Source organism: Pseudomonas sp. ENNP23, assembly GCF_001728945.1.
Classification (GTDB): domain Bacteria; phylum Pseudomonadota; class Gammaproteobacteria; order Pseudomonadales; family Pseudomonadaceae; genus Metapseudomonas; species Metapseudomonas otitidis.
Genome location: NZ_LYSP01000002.1, coordinates 39,728 through 57,984 on the forward strand (window position 1 = coordinate 39,728; position 18,257 = coordinate 57,984).

Below are 18,257 nucleotides of genomic sequence, written 5' to 3' on the forward strand. Positions count from 1 at the left end.
TTGCATCTGTGAACAGCCATCAACCGGCAACGGGGTGGGGACTGGCCCATGATCGGTGTCTGCCCCATTGCGTCCGGGGCCTGACGGATACAGGGAGAAAGGACATGAAATATGAAATCAAGATCCTCAATCAGAGCCAGCAGGGCAGCGATTATGTGATTTTCCAGAAACCGCCCCAGCTGCCGAACGCCCCTCGGCCCCTGGCCTGGCAGGTGATACGCGACATCAGGGAACCGGACATGAAGATCAATTACAGCATCGACTATGACGTCTATGTGCCCGGACAGCGCGCCGTCTCCACGCCGGTGGACATGACAGACTGGGGAGCGCCACTGGAGTTGGAGAACAGCGTGCCTGCAGTGACGGAACAGGACGCGCAGGGGAAAGAGAGCACGGACTGATCCGCCCCGGAACAACAAAAAGCCCCTGGCGATCACTCGCCAGGGGCTTTTTCATGGCCGTTGTCAGCTCAGAGCGGCTTGCCGCGGTTGCCGTGCGCCGCAACGAAGGCCTGGACCTGCTTGAGGTCGTTGGCCAGCACGGTGCAACGCTCTTCGCGTTGGAACAGGTCGGACAGGTGCGCCGGCAGCGCCGGGGCCTGGCCAACGCCGGCCTTCTCCACCGCTTCGGGGAACTTGACCGGGTGCGCGGTGCCCAGGGTGACCATGGGAGTGGACAGGCTGCGGCGGCATTCGCGGGCGGCACGTACGCCGATGGCGGTGTGCGGGTCCAGCAGCTCGCCGCACTCCTTGTAGACATCGGCGATGGTCTCGCAGGTCTGCTCGTCGGTAACGGCGAGGGAGTCGAACAGCTTGCGCGCTTCGGTCCAGCGGTCCTGCTCGACGCTGAAGCCGCCCCCCTGCTTGAAGGTGTCCATCAACTGGGCGATGGCGGCGCCGTTGCGGCCATGCAGGTCGAACAGCAGGCGCTCGAAGTTGGACGAGACCATGATGTCCATGGACGGCGACAGGGTCGGGTGCAGGGTTTCCTTGACGTACTGATTGCCGCTCATGAAGCGGTGCAGGATGTCGTTGCGGTTGGTGGCGACGATCAGCTGGCTGATCGGCAGGCCCATGTTGCGCGCCAGGTAGCCGGCGAAGATGTCGCCGAAGTTACCGGTGGGCACCGAGAAGGCCATGGAACGCGCCGGGCCGCCGAGCTGCAGGGCGGCGTGGAAGTAGTAGACGATCTGGGCCATGATCCGCGCCCAGTTGATCGAGTTCACGGCCACCAGGCGGGTGCCCTTGAGGAAGCCCTGGTCGGCGAAGCTGGCCTTCACCATTTCCTGGCAGTCGTCGAAGTTGCCTTCGATGGCGATGTTGTGGATGTTCTCGCCGAGGATGGTGGTCATCTGCCGGCGCTGCACCTCGGACACGCGGTTGTGCGGGTGCATGATGAAGATGTCGACGTTGTCGCAGCGGCGGCAGCCTTCGATGGCGGCCGAGCCGGTATCGCCGGAGGTGGCGCCCATGATCACCACGCGCTCGCCGCGCTTGGCCAGGACGTAGTCCAGCAGGCGGCCGAGCAGTTGCAGGGCGAAGTCCTTGAAGGCCAGGGTCGGGCCGTGGAACAGCTCCAGCACCCACTCGTTGCCGTTGAGCTGGCGCAGCGGCGCGACGGCGTTGTGGGCAAAGACGCCGTAGGTTTCCTCGAGGATCTTCTTGAAGTCGGCGTCCGGGATGCTGCCGGTCACGAAGGGGCGCATCACCTGGAAGGCCAATTCGTGGTAGGGCAGGCCGGCCCAGGAGGCGATTTCTTCCAGGGTGAAGCGCGGCAGGTTTTCCGGGACGTAGAGGCCGCCGTCGCTGGCGAGGCCGGCCAGCAGGACGTCTTCGAAGTTCAGGGCCGGGGCTTGGCCGCGGGTGCTGATATAGCGCATTTCTTCAAACCTTCGGTTCGAGCCGCCGGCAGCGCGGTGCCCGGCGGCGTCTGAGCACCGGGCGGGCCTGCGCGCGGGCGGCTCCGAGTTAATTGAGCTGTTCGACGCGGATGCGGACTACGCTGCCCACCACGTCGTCGAGGGCTTCCAGTGCGGCGATGGCGTCGTTAACGCGCGCTTCGACGACCCGGTGGGTAACCAGAATCATCGGCACCAGGCCATCCTGCTCTTCGACTTCCTTCTGCATGATGGATTCGATGTTGATGCCACGTTCGGACAGGATGGTGGCCACCTGGGCAAGTACGCCCGGGTGGTCCTTGGCCTGGATGCGCAGGTAGTAGGCGCTCTCGCAGGCTTCGATCGGCAGGATCGGGTGATCGGACAGCGCATCCGGCTGGAAGGCCAGGTGCGGTACGTGGTTCTCCGGGTCGGCAGTCAGGGCGCGGACCACGTCCACCACGTCGGCGACCACGGCGGAGGCAGTGGCCTCCATGCCGGCACCGGCGCCGTAGTAGAGGGTGCTGCCGGCGGCATCGCCGTTGACCATCACGGCGTTCATCACGCCGTTGACGTTGGCGATCAGGCGGTCGGCCGGGATCAGGGTCGGGTGCACGCGCAACTCGATGCCGCTGCTGGTGCGGCGGGCCACGCCCAGGTGCTTGATGCGGTAGCCCAGGGCTTCGGCGTAGTTGACGTCGGCGCTGGTGAGCCTGGAGATGCCCTCGGTGTAGGCCTTGTCGAACTGCAGCGGGATGCCGAAGGCGATGGAGGCGAGGATGGTCAGCTTGTGAGCGGCGTCGATGCCTTCGACGTCGAAGGTCGGGTCGGCTTCGGCGTAGCCCAGGGCCTGGGCTTCCTTGAGGACGTCCTCGAAGGCACGGCCCTTCTCGCGCATCTCGGTGAGGATGAAGTTGCCGGTGCCGTTGATGATGCCGGCCAGCCAGTTGATGCGGTTGGCGGCCAGGCCCTCGCGGATCGCCTTGATCACCGGGATGCCACCGGCAACGGCGGCTTCGAAGGCGACGATGACGCCCTTCTCGCGGGCCTTGGCGAAGATCTCGTTGCCGTGAACGGCGATCAGCGCCTTGTTGGCGGTGACCACGTGCTTGCCGTTCTCGATCGCCTTGAGTACCAGGTCGCGGGCAAGGGTGTAGCCCCCGATCAGTTCGATGACGATGTCGATCTCAGGGTTGTTGGCCACGTCGAAGATGTCGGCGGTGATGGGGGTGGCACCGGTTTCGCACTTCGGGTTGGGGCGACGGGCAGCGATCTGGGCAACCTCGATTCCACGCCCGGCACGGCGGGCAATCTCCTCGGCGTTGCGTTTGAGTACGTTGAAAGTGCCGCCACCGACGGTCCCCAGGCCACAGATGCCTACTTTTACCGGCTTCACGCTGAACTCCCCATTTCACTGCGAAAAACGGCCGGCGAATCGCCGGCCGTATAAAAGAACCGCACTTTACGAAGCGCCCGATTGTTGGTCAATCGAGCCGGCGCCCTCGCCTTACTTGGCGTCGAGCGCGAGCTTGGCCAGTTGCGGCGCGGGCTGGTAGCCCGGAATCAGTTGGCCGTTGCCGAGAACGATGGCGGGGGTGCCGTTCACGCCGATCATCTGGCCCAGTTCGAACTGCTTGGCCACCGGGTTATCACACTTGGCGGCAGGCACGTCGAGGCGGGACTTGGCCTGGTTCATGGCGGCCTGGCGGTCCTTGGCACACCAGACATTGACCAAGGTGTTGTAGCCGTGGCTACCGATGCCCTGGCGCGGGAAGGCGACATAGCGCACTTCGACGCCGCGACGGTTCAGTTCGGGTACTTCGCTGTGCAGCTTCTGGCAGTAGCCGCAATCGGTGTCGGTGAAGACGGTGATGTGGGCCTTGGCCGGCTGGTCCTTAGGCGCGAAGACCACCATTTCCCCGGCGGGGATCGCGTTGATCTCCTTGGCGATGGAGCGGCTTTCGGACTGCTCGGTGAGGTTCACCGGCTTGCCGTTCTGCACGTGATACAGGTAACCCTGCATCAGGTACTGGCCATCGGCGCTGGTGTAGAGCATGCGGCCGCCCTTGAGCTGGACCTGGTAGATGCCGTCCAGCGGGCTTTCGCCGATGGACTCGACAGGCAGGCCAAGGTCAAGGCTGGCGAGGGTCTTGCGGATGGCCTGGTCCGGATCGTCGGCAAGGCTGATGGAGCTGACCAGGCCGAGGGCCATGGCTGCGAAAAGGCGGGTCACACGCATGGTTACTCCTGTGGAGCGGCGACTGTCGGATAGGTGCGAAAGCCTAACACAGAAGGCCTGCAGGGCCGTGCGGAGGAGCCGAACGGTGGCCCGTCGGGGACGGCTGGGCGGTGCTGTGAAGGCTGCGCGGAGGTTGGAACCGGTGCGGGCGGCCAGGTTCCCTGGTGCAGGCCTCGGAGGATGCAGGCGGCTGCCTTGGGGGGTGTAGGCAAAAAGCGGGGCGACGCGGAGCGAAGTAAAGCGCAGTGCAAGACATCCCTGTCGAAGCCGCATCGCTCAGTTGAACCCCGGCCCGGCCATCCATGGCCGGTCGTTCGCCGGGGCGACGCATGCGTCGCCTTTTCCGGCTCACCCCCTCGGGTGGTGGCGGGCGTGGAGGTCCTTGAGGCGGGCCTGGGCGATGTGGGTGTAGATCTGCGTGGTGGACAGGTCGGCATGGCCGAGCAGCATCTGCACCACCCGCAGGTCGGCACCGTGGTTGAGCAGGTGGGTGGCGAAGGCGTGTCGCAGGGTGTGGGGCGACAGGGGCTTGAGGATGCCGGCCACCTTCGCCTGGTGCTTGATGCGGTGCCAGAAGGTCTGGCGGGTCATCCGCTCGCCGCGCAGGCTGGGGAAGAGTACGTCGCTGGGCTTGCCATCCAGCAAGAAAGGCCGCGCTTCGCGGACGTAGCGCTCGATCCAGGCGATGGCTTCCTCGCCCAGCGGCACCAGGCGCTCCTTGCTGCCCTTGCCGAAGACCTTGACCACGCCCTGGCGCAGGTTCACCTGTTCCAGGGTCAGCCCCACCAGTTCGCTGACCCGCAGGCCGCACGCATAGAGCACCTCCAGCATGGCGCGGTCGCGCAGGCCGATGGGGTCCTCCAGGTCCGGCGCCTCCAGCAGGGCCTCCACATCAGCTTCGGACAGCGACTTGGGCAGCGGCCGGCCCAGCAGGGGCATCTCCACCTGCAGGGTCGGGTCCTCGGCGATCTCGCCCTCGGCCAGCAGGAAGCGGTAGAAGCCTCGCGCGCCGGACAGGAAGCGTGCCGTGGAGCGGGCCTTGTAGCCCTGCTCCAGGCGCCAGGCGAGGTGATCCAGCAATACGTCGCGCCCGGCCTCCGCCAGGTTGCAGCCGCGCTCGTGCAACCAGCCGTTGAAATGCGCCAGGTCGCTGCGATAGGCGGAGCGGGTGTGGGGCGAAAGGCCTTTCTCCAGCCAGAGGGCGTCGAGAAAGCGGTCGATCAGGGGGTGGTCGAGTGCAGGCATGGGGAACGCTGGTGGGATGAACGGCGTCTAGTCTTCCACAAGGTTCCCGCCCCTCACCAGCGACAAGGAGTCCTGATGGACGAAACCCGCATCCTCCTGGACCTCGGCGGCATCGGCCTGGCCGCGCTGTGCAGCCAGTGGCTGGCCTGGCGCCTGCGCCTGCCGGCGATTCTCTTTCTGTTGCTGTCCGGCATCCTCGCCGGGCCGGTGCTCGGGGTGCTGGACCCGGGCGCGCTGTTCGGCCCCCTGCTCTTCCCGCTGACCTCCCTGGCAGTGGCGCTGATCCTCTTCGAAGGCAGCCTGACGCTGCACCTGTCGGAGTGGCGCGAGATCGGCTCAGTGGTCCGCCGCATGGTGACTCTGGGGGCGCTGACGACCTGGGTGGTGATCGCCGCAGCCACGCACCTGTTGCTGGGCTTCTCGTGGGAACTGGCGGTGCTGTTCGGCTCGCTGACGCTGGTGACCGGACCAACGGTAATCGTGCCGATGCTGCGGGTGGTGCGGCCCCGGGCCTCGGTGGCGAACATCCTGCGCTGGGAAGGCATCGTCATCGACCCCATCGGCGCACTGGCGGCGGTGGTGACCTTCAGCTTCATCGTCAGCCGCGACCAGGGCGGCTGGAGCCAGAGCCTGGCGACCTTCGCCGGAGTGATCGGCTGCGGCACGCTGCTGGGTGTGCTGGGCGGCTGGGCGCTCGGCGTGGTGCTGCGCCGCCACTGGCTGCCGGAGTACCTGCACAACCTGGCGGCGTTGGCGGCGGTGCTGGGCGTGTTCATCGCCTCCAACCTGCTGATGCACGAGTCGGGCCTGCTGGCGGTGACACTGATGGGGATGTGGCTGGCGAACATGCGCGGGGTCGATGTGAAGCCGATCCTGCACTTCAAGGAAAACCTCAGCGTGCTGCTGATATCGGGGCTGTTCATCCTGCTCGCGGCGCGGCTCGACCTGAAGGCCCTGCTGGCCCTGGGGCCGGCGACGCTGGTGCTGCTGGCGGTGATCCAGTTCATCGCCCGGCCACTCAATATCGGCCTGAGCACCCTGGGCTCGCCACTGGGTTGGCGCGAGCGGGCACTGCTGGCGTGGATAGCACCACGGGGCATCGTGGCAGCGGCAGTGTCCGCCATCTTCGCCCTGCGCCTGCAGGAGCAGGGCGACACGAACGCGCAGTTGCTGGTGCCACTGACCTTCCTGGTGATCATCGGCACGGTGGTGCTGCAGAGCGCCACCGCCCGCCCCCTCGCGCGCCTGCTGGGGGTAGCCGAGCCCGCACCGGCAGGTTTCCTGATCATCGGCGCCAACCCGGTGGCACGGGCGCTGGGCAACGCCCTGCACCAGCTCGGCAGCCGGGTGCTGCTCACCGACTCCAGTTGGGAGAACATCCGCGCGGCGCGCATGGACGGCCTGCCCACCTACTTCGGTAACCCCACCTCCCAGCATGCGGACGCTCATCTGGACCTGGTCGGGCTCGGGCACCTGCTGGCGCTGTCTCCATCCAGCGAGATGAATGCCTTGGCCTGCATGCGCTTTCGCCACGACTTTGCCGAGCCCCGCCGCTTCACACTGCCCAGCGGGGCAGAAAGCCGCCGCAGCGACAAGCACCGCAGCAGCGAGAACGTCCGCGGCCGTGAACTGGGCCTGCCGGCAATCACCTATCCACAGTTCGCCAGCCGCCTCGGTCGTGGAGCGGAGGTCCGCATCACCACGCTGACGGAGGCCTTCGACTGGCCGGCCTACCAAGCCCTGCACGGCACTCGCGCCACGCTGCTGCTGGCCCGCGACACCCGAGGCTGGGTGCATATCGCAGGTCCTTCGCAAGCCCTGGAACCCCAACCTGGTTGGAGTCTGGTGGCCCTGGTGGATGCCGACGGCACTAACGGTGCGGGCTCATAGACCAGCGGCGATGTAAGCCTATCCTTCGTTGGGTGACAGCCTCTTCCCACAGGAGGATGATTTCACCTTGCCACTATCCCTGCCTTGGTCCCGCCCCCATGTCCAACCATCAGAACTCGCGTCTTGGCCAGATCCTGGTCAACAAGGGACTGATCACCACCCAGCAGCTGGATGCTGCCGTCAAGGTCCAGCTCACCAGCGACAAACGCCTGGGCGAGGTGCTCATCGAGCAGGGCCTGCTCAGCAAGCGACAACTGGAGAAGGCGCTCAAGCGCCAGAACAACCTGCGACTGGCGGCGACGCTGGTGGCGGCGCTGCTGAGCCCCTTCCAGATGGTCAGCGCCCAGGCCCAGCAATTGCCCAGCGCCATAAGCCAGGACTACGTGCCGCCCGGCATGCAGCCGCTGAGCGAGGCAGAGATGAGTAGCGTGAGTGCCCAGGGCCTGGACGATGTGCTGCAGGGGTTGTTCGTGCAGGCGGAGGCAGGCGACGGCATCGCCACGGTGCAGAGCCTGGCGCGCCTGGTGATGCCGGTGCTGAACAGCCTGGAGGCGGAAACCTCGATGAAGGGCGTGGTCTACGACACCTCGCGACTGACCTCGACGATGAACGCCGACGGTTCCATCAACGTGCGCCTGCCCAGCTCCATCGGCGAGCTGCGCTTCGACAACATCCGCGTGGCCGGCAGCGGCCCGAACGCCGGGAGCTTCGGCAGCCTGACGCTGCACGACATCGACCTCTCCCAGGCGTCCCTGAAAATCGCCATGCGCCCCTGAGGCACCCGCTGACTCAGTCGGCGGGGATCGCCGTTTCCGGTAGCACCGGCACCGGGCGCTTGTCATCGTCGATGGCGACGAAGCTGAACACGCCACTGATGGCGCGCTCGCGTCCGGCCTCGTACATCCCTTCGACGAACACCTCGACCTCCACCTTGAGGCTGGTGTTGCCCACCTTCACCACACGCCCGATCAGCTCGACGATGGAGCCGGCGGGGATCGGGTGCTTGAAGTCGATGCGATCGGTGGAAACCGTCACCAGCGGCAGCCGGCAGAAACGGGTGGCGCAGATGAAGGACACCTCATCCATCCAGGCCAGCGCCGTACCGCCGAACAGGGTGTTGTGGTGGTTGGTGGTCGGCGGGAACACCGCCTTGGTCACACGGCTCTCGGACAGGGCGATGCGCCGTTCTATCTCTCGTTCTCTCGGGGTCATGCCACGACTACCTCGGTGAATCCCACTGTGGCGGCCACGTTTCGGTGACGGCGGGCCTTGCATACACACCCTGCGATGCACGCAGGGCCTCCACGCCCCTGTCGATGTTCGACAGGAACACCCTCCCCGACGGCCAGGCCGCGGGGTGCGGATTATTCCACAGCCACGCCCCCACGATGTGGTGAGGGCCCCGGCGGGGGTGTCCCTCCCAGGAGAGCGTCCGGTTCCGGCAACTGACAACAGGCTTTCCCGAAATCCACTCCAGTATCAGCCTGGTCTTTCGCCCCTTGCAGGCAGTTGCGTGGGACACGCTCGGAATAACCAGAACTTCCGACTTCAGGTAGGCAACATCCGATCAAAAAGCGGGAAAAACCTGAAACATGCTCATTACCCCTCCCCCTGCATAGGCCCGACCGGAGCACTGGGATATTTTCTTTGCGCGGCGCCCCGGTCTGCAGTTCAGATCGCCTGCCACCACTAGGAAACGACCATGTGCCTCAGTCTGCTCAAGCCCCTCGTGCTCCTCGCACTCACCGTGCCCCTGCTGGCGCAAGCCGCTTCCCAGTCGATTCCACTCGGTGCCCGCCCCCTCGTACTGGAAGAGGACATTGTCCTGAACCCCGAGGAGCGAACCTGGCTTGCCGAGCGCGGGGAACTGCGGCTGGCCATCGCCGATGACCTCCCCCCTTTCGACATCACCTCCAGCGGCCGGGACTTCGAAGGGATCACGGCAGACGTAGCCGGCCTGCTGTCCCGCCAGTTGCAAGTGCCGGTCCGCGTCGAGCGCTACCCCAGTCGGGGTGCCGCCTTACGCGCCGTGATCAATGGCGAAGCCGACCTGCTCAGTACGTCCAACGACTTCGAGGAGCGTGAGCAGGCGCTGGCCCTGAGCCTGCCCTACGCACCCGACCAACCCAGCCTCGTCGCCCGGCAGCAGGACAAGCGCGACTGGCCACAGGATCTCGCCGGCATGCGGATCGCCATCGTCGGCAACTACCTGCCTCTGGACATGGTGCAGAACCGCTATCCGGACGCCATCCTGACGCTCTACCCCTCCACCAGTGCGGCCCTCAACTCTGTGATCGATGGCGACAACGAGTTGTACATGGGGGACCTGATCAGCGCGAACTATCAAATCAACCAGGTCTATGACGACCACCTGCACATCGTCCGCCTGGCGGACCTGAAGGCCAGCGGCATCAGCTTCGCCAGTGCCCGCGACAACACCCGACTGCTAGCGCTTGTGGACAAGGTTCTGCAGCGTTTGCCCGCAGGTAACCGCACCCCGCTGCTCAAGCGCTGGAGCGGCGGCGCCAGCCCAAGCCTGCTGGACCCGGAACTGCCACTCACAAAAGAGGAGCGTGCCTGGCTGGCGACACACCCCGTCGTGCGCGTGGCTACCTATGGCAACTACGCGCCGGTGTCGTTCTTCGACAGTGAGGGCAACTACCACGGCATCACAGCCGACATCCTCGACGAAATCCGCGTCCGTACCGGCTTGCGTTTCGAGATAGTCCGCACCCTGCAGCACGAAGACATGATGAATGCCGTGCTGAATGGTGAAGCCGACATCGTCGGCGCCGACGGCATGGCGCGCATCCGCCAGCGGGACCTGGCCTACTCGCGCCCTTACATGCATGTGCCGTTCGCCACCATCACCCTCAATAACGCGCAATCCCCCTCCCGACTCCGTGAGTTACACGGCCAGCGTCTGGCGGTGGTCCGCGGTTACTTCCTCAGCGATTACATCCGTAACCGCTACCCCGGCATTCGCCTGGTGGAAACCAATACCCTACTGGACGGCCTCGTGGCGGTCGCCAACGGCGACGCGGAGGGCGCAGTGATGTCCACCATCGTTGCCGAGTACTACATCCGCCGGATGTTCTCGGAGCAGTTGCGCATTTCCGAACTCATCGATGTGCCCCAGGAGAGCATTACCTTCGCCATGCGCAAGGAAGACAGCCTGCTGCAATCGATCCTCGACAAGGCAACTGCAGCCATCCCCCCGGATGAGCTGGCGGTGCTGGTCAAGCAGCGCTGGCGCTCGAACGTCGAGATAAGCGGCACCCGCAGCACCGTGAACCGCGAACTGATCCTGCAGATCCTCTCCATCTCGGCGCTGTTGTTGCTGGTGTCACTGGGCTGGATTTTCTATCTCAGGCGCCAGATTGGGCGGCGGAAGCAGGCTGAACAGGCCCTCAACGACCAGTTCCACCTGATGGAGGCACTGATCAATGGTACACCGCACCCGATCTACGTCCGCGATCGCGACGGCCGCCTGCTGATGTGCAACGACAACTACCTGCAGGCACTGGCCCTCAGGCGCGATGAAGTGATCGGGCAGCCACCGCCAGTCGCCAAGCTGGGCAGCGAGGCCCAACGCCAGACGTTGCTGGATGACTACCGCAAGGTGACCGAGTCTGGCGAACCGCTGCGCTGCGACCGGGAGCTCTATAGTCAGTCCGGCCCGTTCAGCATCTACCACTGGATCGAGCCATACCGGGACTTCCGTGGGGAGATCAAGGGCGTGGTCAGTGGGTGGATCGACATCAGCGAGCGCCTTCAACTGGTGGAAGACCTGCAAGCCGCCAAGGAGCGGGCCGATGACGCCAACCGGGCCAAGAGCACCTTCCTCGCCACCATGAGCCATGAGATCCGCACACCGATGAACGCGGTGATCGGCATGCTTGAACTGGCCCTCGAACGAGCTGACCAGGGCCAGTGGGACCGGGCCGCCATCGAGATCGCCCACGGCTCAGCGCGAGACCTGCTGGAGCTCATCGGCAACATCCTCGACATCGCCCGTATCGAATCCGGGCGCCTCAGCCTGTCTCCGGTACGCAGCAACCTGCGGGAGCAGACCGAAGCCGTGATCCGGGTGTTCGACGGCTTGGCTCGGCAGAAGAATCTGCGCCTGACCCTGGAGTTCGATCACCGCGCAGGCGTCGACGTGCTGGTGGACCCGGTGCGCTTCCGCCAGATTCTTACCAACCTGGTGGGCAACGCCATCAAATTCACCGACACCGGCGGCGTCTCCATCGAGATCCAGGCCAAGCCGCGACCGGACAGACGCCTGGGCATTCTGCTCAAGGTGGAGGACAGCGGCAGGGGCATTTCAGACGAAGACCAGAGCCAGCTGTTCCAGGCTTTCAGCCAGGGCAGCGTCGGCGCCGACGAGGCGCGCCGGGGAACCGGACTGGGCCTGGTGATCTGCCGTGTGCTCTGCGAAATGATGGGCGGCACCATTCGCCTCGAAAGCGAACTGGGCCGGGGCACCCGCATCTGGGTAGAACTGGACCTGCTGGAGCTGGACCCACTTCCGCGCCAGGCAAGACAGGAGGAAGAGGACGCTCCCGTGGCACGGCAAGTGCCACTGGATGTGCTGGTGGTGGACGACAACCCCGCGAACCGCGAATTGCTCAAGCAGCAACTGGCCTTCCTCGGTCACCGCGTCGTCGAGGCAGTGGACGGTCGTGACGGCCTGGAACGCTGGAGCAAGGAGCACTTCGATCTGGTGATCAGTGACTGCAACATGCCGGTGATGAACGGTTACGCCCTGGCCCGCGCGGTCCGGGAGGAGGAAGTCCGCCGCGAAAGCGGCCGGGTACATTTCATCGGCTACACCGCCAACGCCCAGAACGAAGAACACGAGCGCTGCCGCAAGGCAGGTATGGACGCCTGTCTCTTCAAGCCCATCAGCCTTCGCCAGTTGGCCCGGCAGTTGGCCACCCTGCACCCCACACCGGAGCGGGAGTTGCCGGACATGCCGTCGCTCCCGAAAATACCGACGACGCACCCGGAAGGCCTCTTCGGCATGCAGGAGTTCCTGCAGTTGGCCGGCAGTGACCCGGCACTGCGCCAGCGACTGCTGGACACCCTGCTCACCGCCAATCGCGAGGACCTCGGCCAGTTGCATCACAGCCTGGCAGAGAGGGACTGGGAGGAAGTCTCCGCCGCCGCTCACAAGATCAAGGGAGCCGCACGGATCGTCCATGCCGCCCCCCTCGTCGGCTGCTGCGAAGCCCTTGAAGAAGCCTGGACAGCGCAGCAACCCGAAGAGGTATTGGAGCCCCTTGCCCTCGCCGTTGCCCAGGAGGTCGAACGCCTGGAGCAGGCACTGCTGGAGTTCTGCGCCGAACCGGTATGAACCCCGCCCGGGGCGTGCCTCAGGCCGCCTCGGGACATCGGTTAAGCGGCTCTCCAGGTATCGGCAGCCACTGGCAACCTGGCCAGGAGATGGACGCTTCGCCCACCGCAACACCAGCGCATGCGCTCGACGCCCTGTTCGCTCGAGCGACGGTTAAGAGCGGTTGCTGCGAAGCAACAAAAAGCCCGCCGCGGTCTCCCAGGGCGGGCTTTTCTGTGGAAGCGAGGTCTTAGACCAGCTTCTCCTTGATACGAGCAGCCTTGCCGGACAGCTCGCGGAGGTAGTACAGCTTGGCCTTGCGTACGTCGCCGCGGCGCTTGACGATCAGGCTGTCAACCAGGGGGGAGTAGGTCTGGAAGGTACGCTCAACGCCAACGCCGTTGGAGATCTTGCGAACGGTAAAGGCACTGTTCAGGCCGCGGTTACGCTTGCCGATGACCACACCTTCGAAGGCCTGCAGACGGGAACGCTCGCCTTCCTTCACCTTCACTTGCACGATCACGGTGTCGCCAGGGGCGAACGCCGGAATCTCTTTGTTCATTTGTTCAGCTTCGATCTGCTGAATGATCTTGTTGGTCATCGCTGTGCTCCTAAGGCAGGCTTTTCGGGCGTGCCATCGATACGTTAACTATCGTCCCGCTGGCGGATGTACTCCTCCAGCAGCTTTTTCTCTTCTCCAGAAAGCGAGCGGCAATCCAGAAGATCGGCCCGACGTTCCCAGGTGCGCCCAAGCGCCTGCTGCAAACGCCATCGCCGGATGTGTTCGTGGTTGCCGCTGAGCAGCACTTCAGGAACACGTCTATCCGCGTACACCTCAGGTCGGGTGTAGTGAGGACAATCGAGCAGTCCATCCGTGAAGGAGTCCTCCTCGGCGGAATCCGCGTGGCCCAGCGCGCCGGGCAGCAATCGCGTTACCGCGTCGATCAGCACCATGGCCGGCAGCTCACCGCCGGACAGGACGTAATCGCCAATCGACCATTCCTCGTCGACATGCGTCTCGATGAAACGCTCGTCAATGCCTTCGTAGCGACCGGCGATGAGGATGAGGGCTTCCTCCTGCGCCAGTTCGCGCACGGCCGCCTGCTTCAACTGGCGCCCCTGCGGCGAAAGGTAGATCACCTTCGCCCGATCTCCCGCTGCGGTCTTGGCGGCTGCCAGTGCCCGTTCCAGCGGTTCGATCTTCATCACCATCCCGGGGCCACCACCGAAAGGCCGATCATCCACCGTCTGGTGGCGATCCTCGGTGAAGCTCCGTGGGTTCCAGCAGTTGAGCTTCAGGAGCCCCTGCTTGACCGCGCGGCTGGTGATGCCGTACTCGCTGATGGCGGCGAACATCTCCGGGAAGATGCTGATGACTTCGACCTGCATGCTTTTCATGTCATGCGGCTCAGAAGTCGGCGTCCCAGTCCACCCTCATTTCACCTGCATCCAGATCGATCGCTTGCACGCATTGCTCCGTGTAGGGCAACAGGCGCTCGCGGTCATCCAGACTGCCGGTGCAGGGCTTGACCACCATCACGTCGTTGGCGCCGGTCTCCAGCAGATGATCGACCTTGCCGAGCAGTTGCCCGTCCTGGTTGATCACGGAGAGACCTTCCAACTGGTGCCAGTAGAACTCGTCTTCCTCAAGTTCAGGCAGCTCGCTTTCGGGAACACGGATCTCGAAACCCGCGTAGGTCCTGGCGACATCGCGGTCGTCCAGCCCTTTCAGCTTCACTACCAGGAACTTGCCTTGGACACGTCCGCTGGCAACTTCAACTTGCTTGACCTCGCCGTCACGCGTGAGCGTCCAGCGGGGGTAATCGAGCACGTTATCCAGTGGGTCCGTGAAGGAATACACCTTCACCTCGCCACGTACGCCGTGCACCGAGAAAATCTTGCCGAGAACGATCAGCTCATCGGCGGCGGCAGGCGTCGCGCTCATGGGAGTTGCTTAGGCAGCAGCCTTGGCAGCTTCCTTCAGCAGCTGAGCAACGCGCTCAGACGGCTGGGCGCCTTGGCTCAGCCAGTAGCTGACGCGCTCCTGGTTGACGGACAGCTTGACTTCGGAACCCTGGGCAACCGGGTTGAAGAAACCGATGCGCTCAACAAAGCGGCCATCGCGCGCGTTGCGGCTGTTGGTCACGGTCAGGTGGTAGAAGGGGCGCTTCTTGGAGCCGCCACGGGCAAGACGGATGGTTACCATTGAACTTCGTTCCTGTAGGTCGGTGCTTTTCAAGCGTGTGTGCACACATGGGCCATGGGCCCGAAAGGCCGCATATTCTAAGGATTATCCGGCCGAATGCAAATCTGTTTGTACACGCCACCTGTCGGTGGCCCCGAAAGCCGCGCCCCGGGCGGGACGGGGAGGCGCTGGCGCCTCACAACGGCTTACGGAAAGGACCGCTGGCGCGCGGTCTTACATCTTCGGCATGCCGCCGGGGAACATGCCGCCCATGCCACGCATCATGCGCGACAGGCCGCCCTTGGCGGTGACCTTCTTCATCATCTTCTGCATCTGCTTGTGCTGCTTGATGAGTCGGCCGACGTCCTGCACCTGGGTGCCGGAGCCGAGGGCGATGCGGCGCTTGCGCGAGCCGCTGATCATCTCGGGATCACGGCGCTCGGCAGGCGTCATGGAATTGATGATGGCTTCCATCTGCTTGAACTGCTTCTCGGCGGCATTCTGCGCCCCGCCCATCTGGGACAGGTTGACGCCACCGAGCATGGGCAGCTTGTCCATGAGGCTGCCGAGGCCGCCCATGTTCTTCATTTGCTGCAACTGGTCACGGAAGTCTTCGAGGTCGAAGCCCTTGCCCTTCTTGATCTTCTTGGCGAGCTTTTCGGCCTTCTCGCGGTCGAGGCCCTGTTCAGCCTGCTCGATCAGGCTGAGCACGTCGCCCATGCCAAGGATGCGCGACGCCACGCGATCGGGGTGGAACGGATCGAGCGCTTCGCTCTTCTCGCCCATGCCGAGGAACTTGATCGGCTTGCCGGTGATGGCGCGAACCGAAAGCGCAGCACCGCCACGGGCGTCACCGTCGACCTTGGTCAGCACCACGCCGGTCAGCGGCAGCGCGTCGTTGAAGGCCTTGGCGGTGTTGGCCGCGTCCTGGCCGGTCATGGCGTCGACCACGAACAGGGTCTCCACAGGCTTGATCGCCGCGTGGACCTGCTTGATCTCCTCCATCATCTCGCCGTCGACATGCAGGCGACCGGCGGTGTCGACGATGACCACGTCGATGAACTTCAGCTTGGCTTCGCGGATCGCCGCCTGGGCGATGTCCACCGGCTTCTGGCTGGTATCGGAGGGGAAGAAGGTCACCTCCAGGTCGTTGGCCAGGGTTTCCAGCTGCTTGATCGCTGCCGGGCGGTAGACGTCGGCGGACACCACCAGGACCGACTTTTTCTTGCGCTCTTTAAGGAAGCGCGCGAGCTTGCCGACGGTGGTGGTCTTGCCCGCGCCCTGCAGGCCGGCCATGAGGATGACTGCCGGTGGCGCGGCATTCAGCGCCAGGTCTTCGTTGGCGGCGCCCATCAGGTCGACCAGTTCGGCCTGGACGATCTTCACGAAGGCCTGGCCCGGGGTCAGGCTCTTGGAGACCTCGGTCCCGACCGCGCGCTCCTTGACCTTGTTGACGAAGTCCTTGACGACGGGCAGTGCCACGTCGGCTTCGAGCAGCGCCATGCGCACTTCGCGCAGGGTGTCCTTGATGTTGTCCTCGGTCAGCTTGGCCTTGCCGGTGACGTGGCGCAGCGTCTGCGAGAGGCGGTCTGTTAGATTTTCGAACATGCGCGATCCTTTCAGGCCCTGGAGGCCCCGGGTGAGCTTGCGGCAGGCGGCGGAGTATAGCGAAGAGCGGGCGGCGCCGACACCGCCAGCGGTCTTTCGTGAGCACGCCGTTCTGTGCCACACTCAGCGCCTTTCGGGCTTGCCTTACAAGGACTTATGCACCCTCTGCTGCCCAGCCTCCTGGCTGCCTTCCTCTATGGAGGCGCCGCCATCCACCAGGGCCTTCGCCTGCGCGAGCGCAAGACGCCGAACAAGCGCATGCTGACCGTGCTCGGTCTGCTGGCCCTGACCAGTCACGCTACTGCGTTGTTCTTCCAGCTCATCGCACCGGCCGGCCTGACACTCGACTTCTTCAATGCCGCGAGCCTCATCGCCGCTGCCGTGATCGGCCTCACACTGCTCGCCTGCAGCCGCATGCCGGTGGAGAACCTGCTCCTGCTGCTGTATCCGCTCGGCGCGCTCACAGTGCTGCTGGCGATCTTCGTACCCTCGGGCACGGTGCAACCGATCGACGAGGAGCCCGGCATCCTCGCCCACATCCTGCTGTCTATCCTGGCCTACGGCATGCTGACCATCGCCGTGTTCCAGTCCCTGCTGCTGCTGCTCCAGGACTACCAGCTCAAGCACAAGCACCCGTCCGGACTGATCCGCAACTTCCCCGCCCTGCAGACCATGGAGAGCCTGCTGTTCGGCTTCCTCTGGGCCGGCTGGTGCCTGCTGTCGCTGTCGCTGATCTCGGGCTGGCTGTTCGTCGAGAACCTTTTCGCCCAGCACCTGGCGCACAAGACCGTCCTCTCCTGCTTCGCCTGGGTGGTGTTCGCCGTGCTGCTCTGGGGCCGCCACCAGCTGGGTTGGCGTGGCCACAAGGCGATCCGCTGGACCCTGGCGGGCTTCTGCCTGCTGATGCTGGCCTACTTCGGCAGCAAGCTGGTCCGCGAATTCATTCTGCACATCTGAGATGCCCGCCCCCGGCCTTCTCCTTGGCCTGATCCTCGGCCTGCTGATCGCCTCGGCAGTCGCCTGGGTGCTGGCGCGCCGCAAGCCGGCTCCCGAGCGCATCCAGGAAGACGAGAGCCCCCAGCAACGCCTACCCCACGAGCTGACCCGCGCCCTACAGCGGGTCACCATCAGCGAGATCATGGTTCCGCGCAGCGAGATCCAGGGCATCGACATCGCCCAGTCGCCGGAGCGCATCCTGGAACAACTGCGGGCCGCCACTCACACCCGCCTGCCGATGTACCGCGAGGACATCAACCAGGTGGAAGGCATGCTGCACATGCGTCAGGTAGCGCGACTGCTGCCCAAGACCGGGATCACCGCCGACGAGTTGCTCGCCGTGTGCCGGGAAACCTACTTCATCCCCGAGAGCACACCACTGCTGACCCAGTTGGTGAACTTCCAGAAGGAGAAGCGCCGCGTTGCCATCGTGGTCGACGAGTACGGCGACGTGGTCGGCCTGGTGAGCCTGGAGGACATCTTCCAGGAGCTGATCGGCGAATTCGGCAGCCTGGAGGACTTCGCCCCCACCCGCACCATCATCCCGGCCGAGGACGGCAGCTACGAACTCGATGGCAGCCTGCACCTGCGCGAACTCAACCGCCTGCTCGGCTGGCACCTGCCGTGCGACGGCCCCAAGACCCTCAACGGCCTGATCACCGAATCCCTGGAGCAACTGCCCGATGCCAGCGCCTGCCTGAAGATCGGCCGCTACCGCCTGGAAATCCTCGAATCCGGCGAGAACCGGATTCAGCGCGTGCGTGCCTGGCGAACCTGACCGCCTTGCCGGTTTTTTCCCGGCCTTTCTATAATCGCCCCCGGCTCATCCAGCCCCTCTCGCGCATCGGCTACCCGCCCCGCCACGGCCAGATCCGGCCCA

Annotated in this window: 16 protein-coding genes; 6 read left to right on the top strand and 10 right to left on the bottom strand. The window is 64.8% G+C overall.

Translation table 11 applies throughout. The features are described from left to right. Nucleotides 1-104: 104 nt before the first annotated feature. Entirely contained in the window at nt 105-401 is a 297-nt protein-coding gene (locus A9G05_RS01400; protein ID WP_069559279.1) for a hypothetical protein, read from the top strand. A gap of 68 nt (nt 402-469) precedes the next feature. Here A9G05_RS01400 and thrC read toward each other — a convergent pair whose 3' ends face one another. From thrC to xerD, 4 genes are all read right to left on the bottom strand, one after another. Beyond that, nucleotides 470-1,879 carry a threonine synthase gene (gene thrC, locus A9G05_RS01405; RefSeq protein WP_069559280.1) on the bottom strand — a complete coding sequence of 470 codons (1,410 nt, stop codon included), beginning with the start codon at nt 1,877-1,879 and terminating at the stop codon, nt 470-472. An 88-nt stretch (nt 1,880-1,967) separates the two neighbouring features. Beyond that, nucleotides 1,968-3,272 (bottom strand): homoserine dehydrogenase, encoded by a 1,305-nt coding sequence (locus A9G05_RS01410; RefSeq protein WP_069559281.1) that lies wholly within the window; start codon nt 3,270-3,272, stop codon nt 1,968-1,970. 111 nt (nt 3,273-3,383) lie between these two features. Further along, entirely contained in the window at nt 3,384-4,115 is a 732-nt protein-coding gene (locus A9G05_RS01415; RefSeq protein WP_069559282.1) for a DsbC family protein, read from the bottom strand. Between the two features lie 348 nt (nt 4,116-4,463). Beyond that, on the bottom strand, nt 4,464-5,360 hold the full coding sequence (gene xerD / locus A9G05_RS01420) for a site-specific tyrosine recombinase XerD (RefSeq protein WP_069559283.1): 897 nt from the start codon (nt 5,358-5,360) through the stop codon (nt 4,464-4,466). A gap of 75 nt (nt 5,361-5,435) precedes the next feature. Here xerD and A9G05_RS01425 point away from each other — a divergent pair, with 75 nt between their 5' ends. Both A9G05_RS01425 and A9G05_RS01430 read left to right on the top strand, forming a co-directional pair. Continuing rightward, complete coding sequence (locus A9G05_RS01425; RefSeq protein WP_069559284.1) at nt 5,436-7,250, top strand: sodium:proton antiporter; 1,815 nt, start codon at nt 5,436-5,438, stop codon at nt 7,248-7,250. 98 nt (nt 7,251-7,348) lie between these two features. Then, a complete protein-coding gene (locus tag A9G05_RS01430; protein ID WP_069559285.1) occupies nt 7,349-8,026 on the top strand; it encodes a hypothetical protein in 678 nt (225 codons plus the stop codon). 13 nt (nt 8,027-8,039) lie between these two features. Here A9G05_RS01430 and A9G05_RS01435 read toward each other — a convergent pair whose 3' ends face one another. Continuing rightward, complete coding sequence (locus tag A9G05_RS01435) at nt 8,040-8,462, bottom strand: acyl-CoA thioesterase (RefSeq protein WP_069559286.1); 423 nt, start codon at nt 8,460-8,462, stop codon at nt 8,040-8,042. A gap of 490 nt (nt 8,463-8,952) precedes the next feature. On the opposite strand from A9G05_RS01435, the gene A9G05_RS01440 reads away from it, so the two are divergent. Next, nucleotides 8,953-12,609, top strand: coding sequence for a transporter substrate-binding domain-containing protein (locus A9G05_RS01440; protein ID WP_069559287.1), 3,657 nt, complete (start codon nt 8,953-8,955; stop codon nt 12,607-12,609). Between the two features lie 229 nt (nt 12,610-12,838). Here A9G05_RS01440 and rplS read toward each other — a convergent pair whose 3' ends face one another. From rplS to ffh, 5 genes are all read right to left on the bottom strand, one after another. Further along, nucleotides 12,839-13,189: a 50S ribosomal protein L19 gene (gene rplS / locus A9G05_RS01445; protein WP_069559288.1), complete on the bottom strand. Its 351-nt coding sequence runs from the start codon at nt 13,187-13,189 to the stop codon at nt 12,839-12,841. 44 nt (nt 13,190-13,233) lie between these two features. Then, a complete protein-coding gene (trmD, locus tag A9G05_RS01450) occupies nt 13,234-13,986 on the bottom strand; it encodes a tRNA (guanosine(37)-N1)-methyltransferase TrmD (protein WP_069559289.1) in 753 nt (250 codons plus the stop codon). A 10-nt stretch (nt 13,987-13,996) separates the two neighbouring features. Continuing rightward, the gene (gene rimM / locus A9G05_RS01455) at nt 13,997-14,533 is read right to left on the bottom strand and encodes a ribosome maturation factor RimM (RefSeq protein ID WP_044405908.1); all 537 of its coding nucleotides are present in this window, start codon (nt 14,531-14,533) and stop codon (nt 13,997-13,999) included. 9 nt (nt 14,534-14,542) lie between these two features. Beyond that, nucleotides 14,543-14,794: a 30S ribosomal protein S16 gene (gene rpsP / locus A9G05_RS01460; RefSeq protein ID WP_044405910.1), complete on the bottom strand. Its 252-nt coding sequence runs from the start codon at nt 14,792-14,794 to the stop codon at nt 14,543-14,545. A gap of 213 nt (nt 14,795-15,007) precedes the next feature. Continuing rightward, the gene (gene ffh / locus A9G05_RS01465) at nt 15,008-16,381 is read right to left on the bottom strand and encodes a signal recognition particle protein (protein WP_044405912.1); all 1,374 of its coding nucleotides are present in this window, start codon (nt 16,379-16,381) and stop codon (nt 15,008-15,010) included. A gap of 156 nt (nt 16,382-16,537) precedes the next feature. On the opposite strand from ffh, the gene A9G05_RS01470 reads away from it, so the two are divergent. Both A9G05_RS01470 and A9G05_RS01475 read left to right on the top strand, forming a co-directional pair. Then, complete coding sequence (locus A9G05_RS01470) at nt 16,538-17,338, top strand: inner membrane protein YpjD (RefSeq protein WP_069559290.1); 801 nt, start codon at nt 16,538-16,540, stop codon at nt 17,336-17,338. Between the two features lies 1 nt (nt 17,339). Then, nucleotides 17,340-18,155 carry a transporter associated domain-containing protein gene (locus A9G05_RS01475; RefSeq protein ID WP_069559291.1) on the top strand — a complete coding sequence of 272 codons (816 nt, stop codon included), beginning with the start codon at nt 17,340-17,342 and terminating at the stop codon, nt 18,153-18,155. The last annotated feature ends 102 nt before the right edge of the window (nt 18,156-18,257 follow it).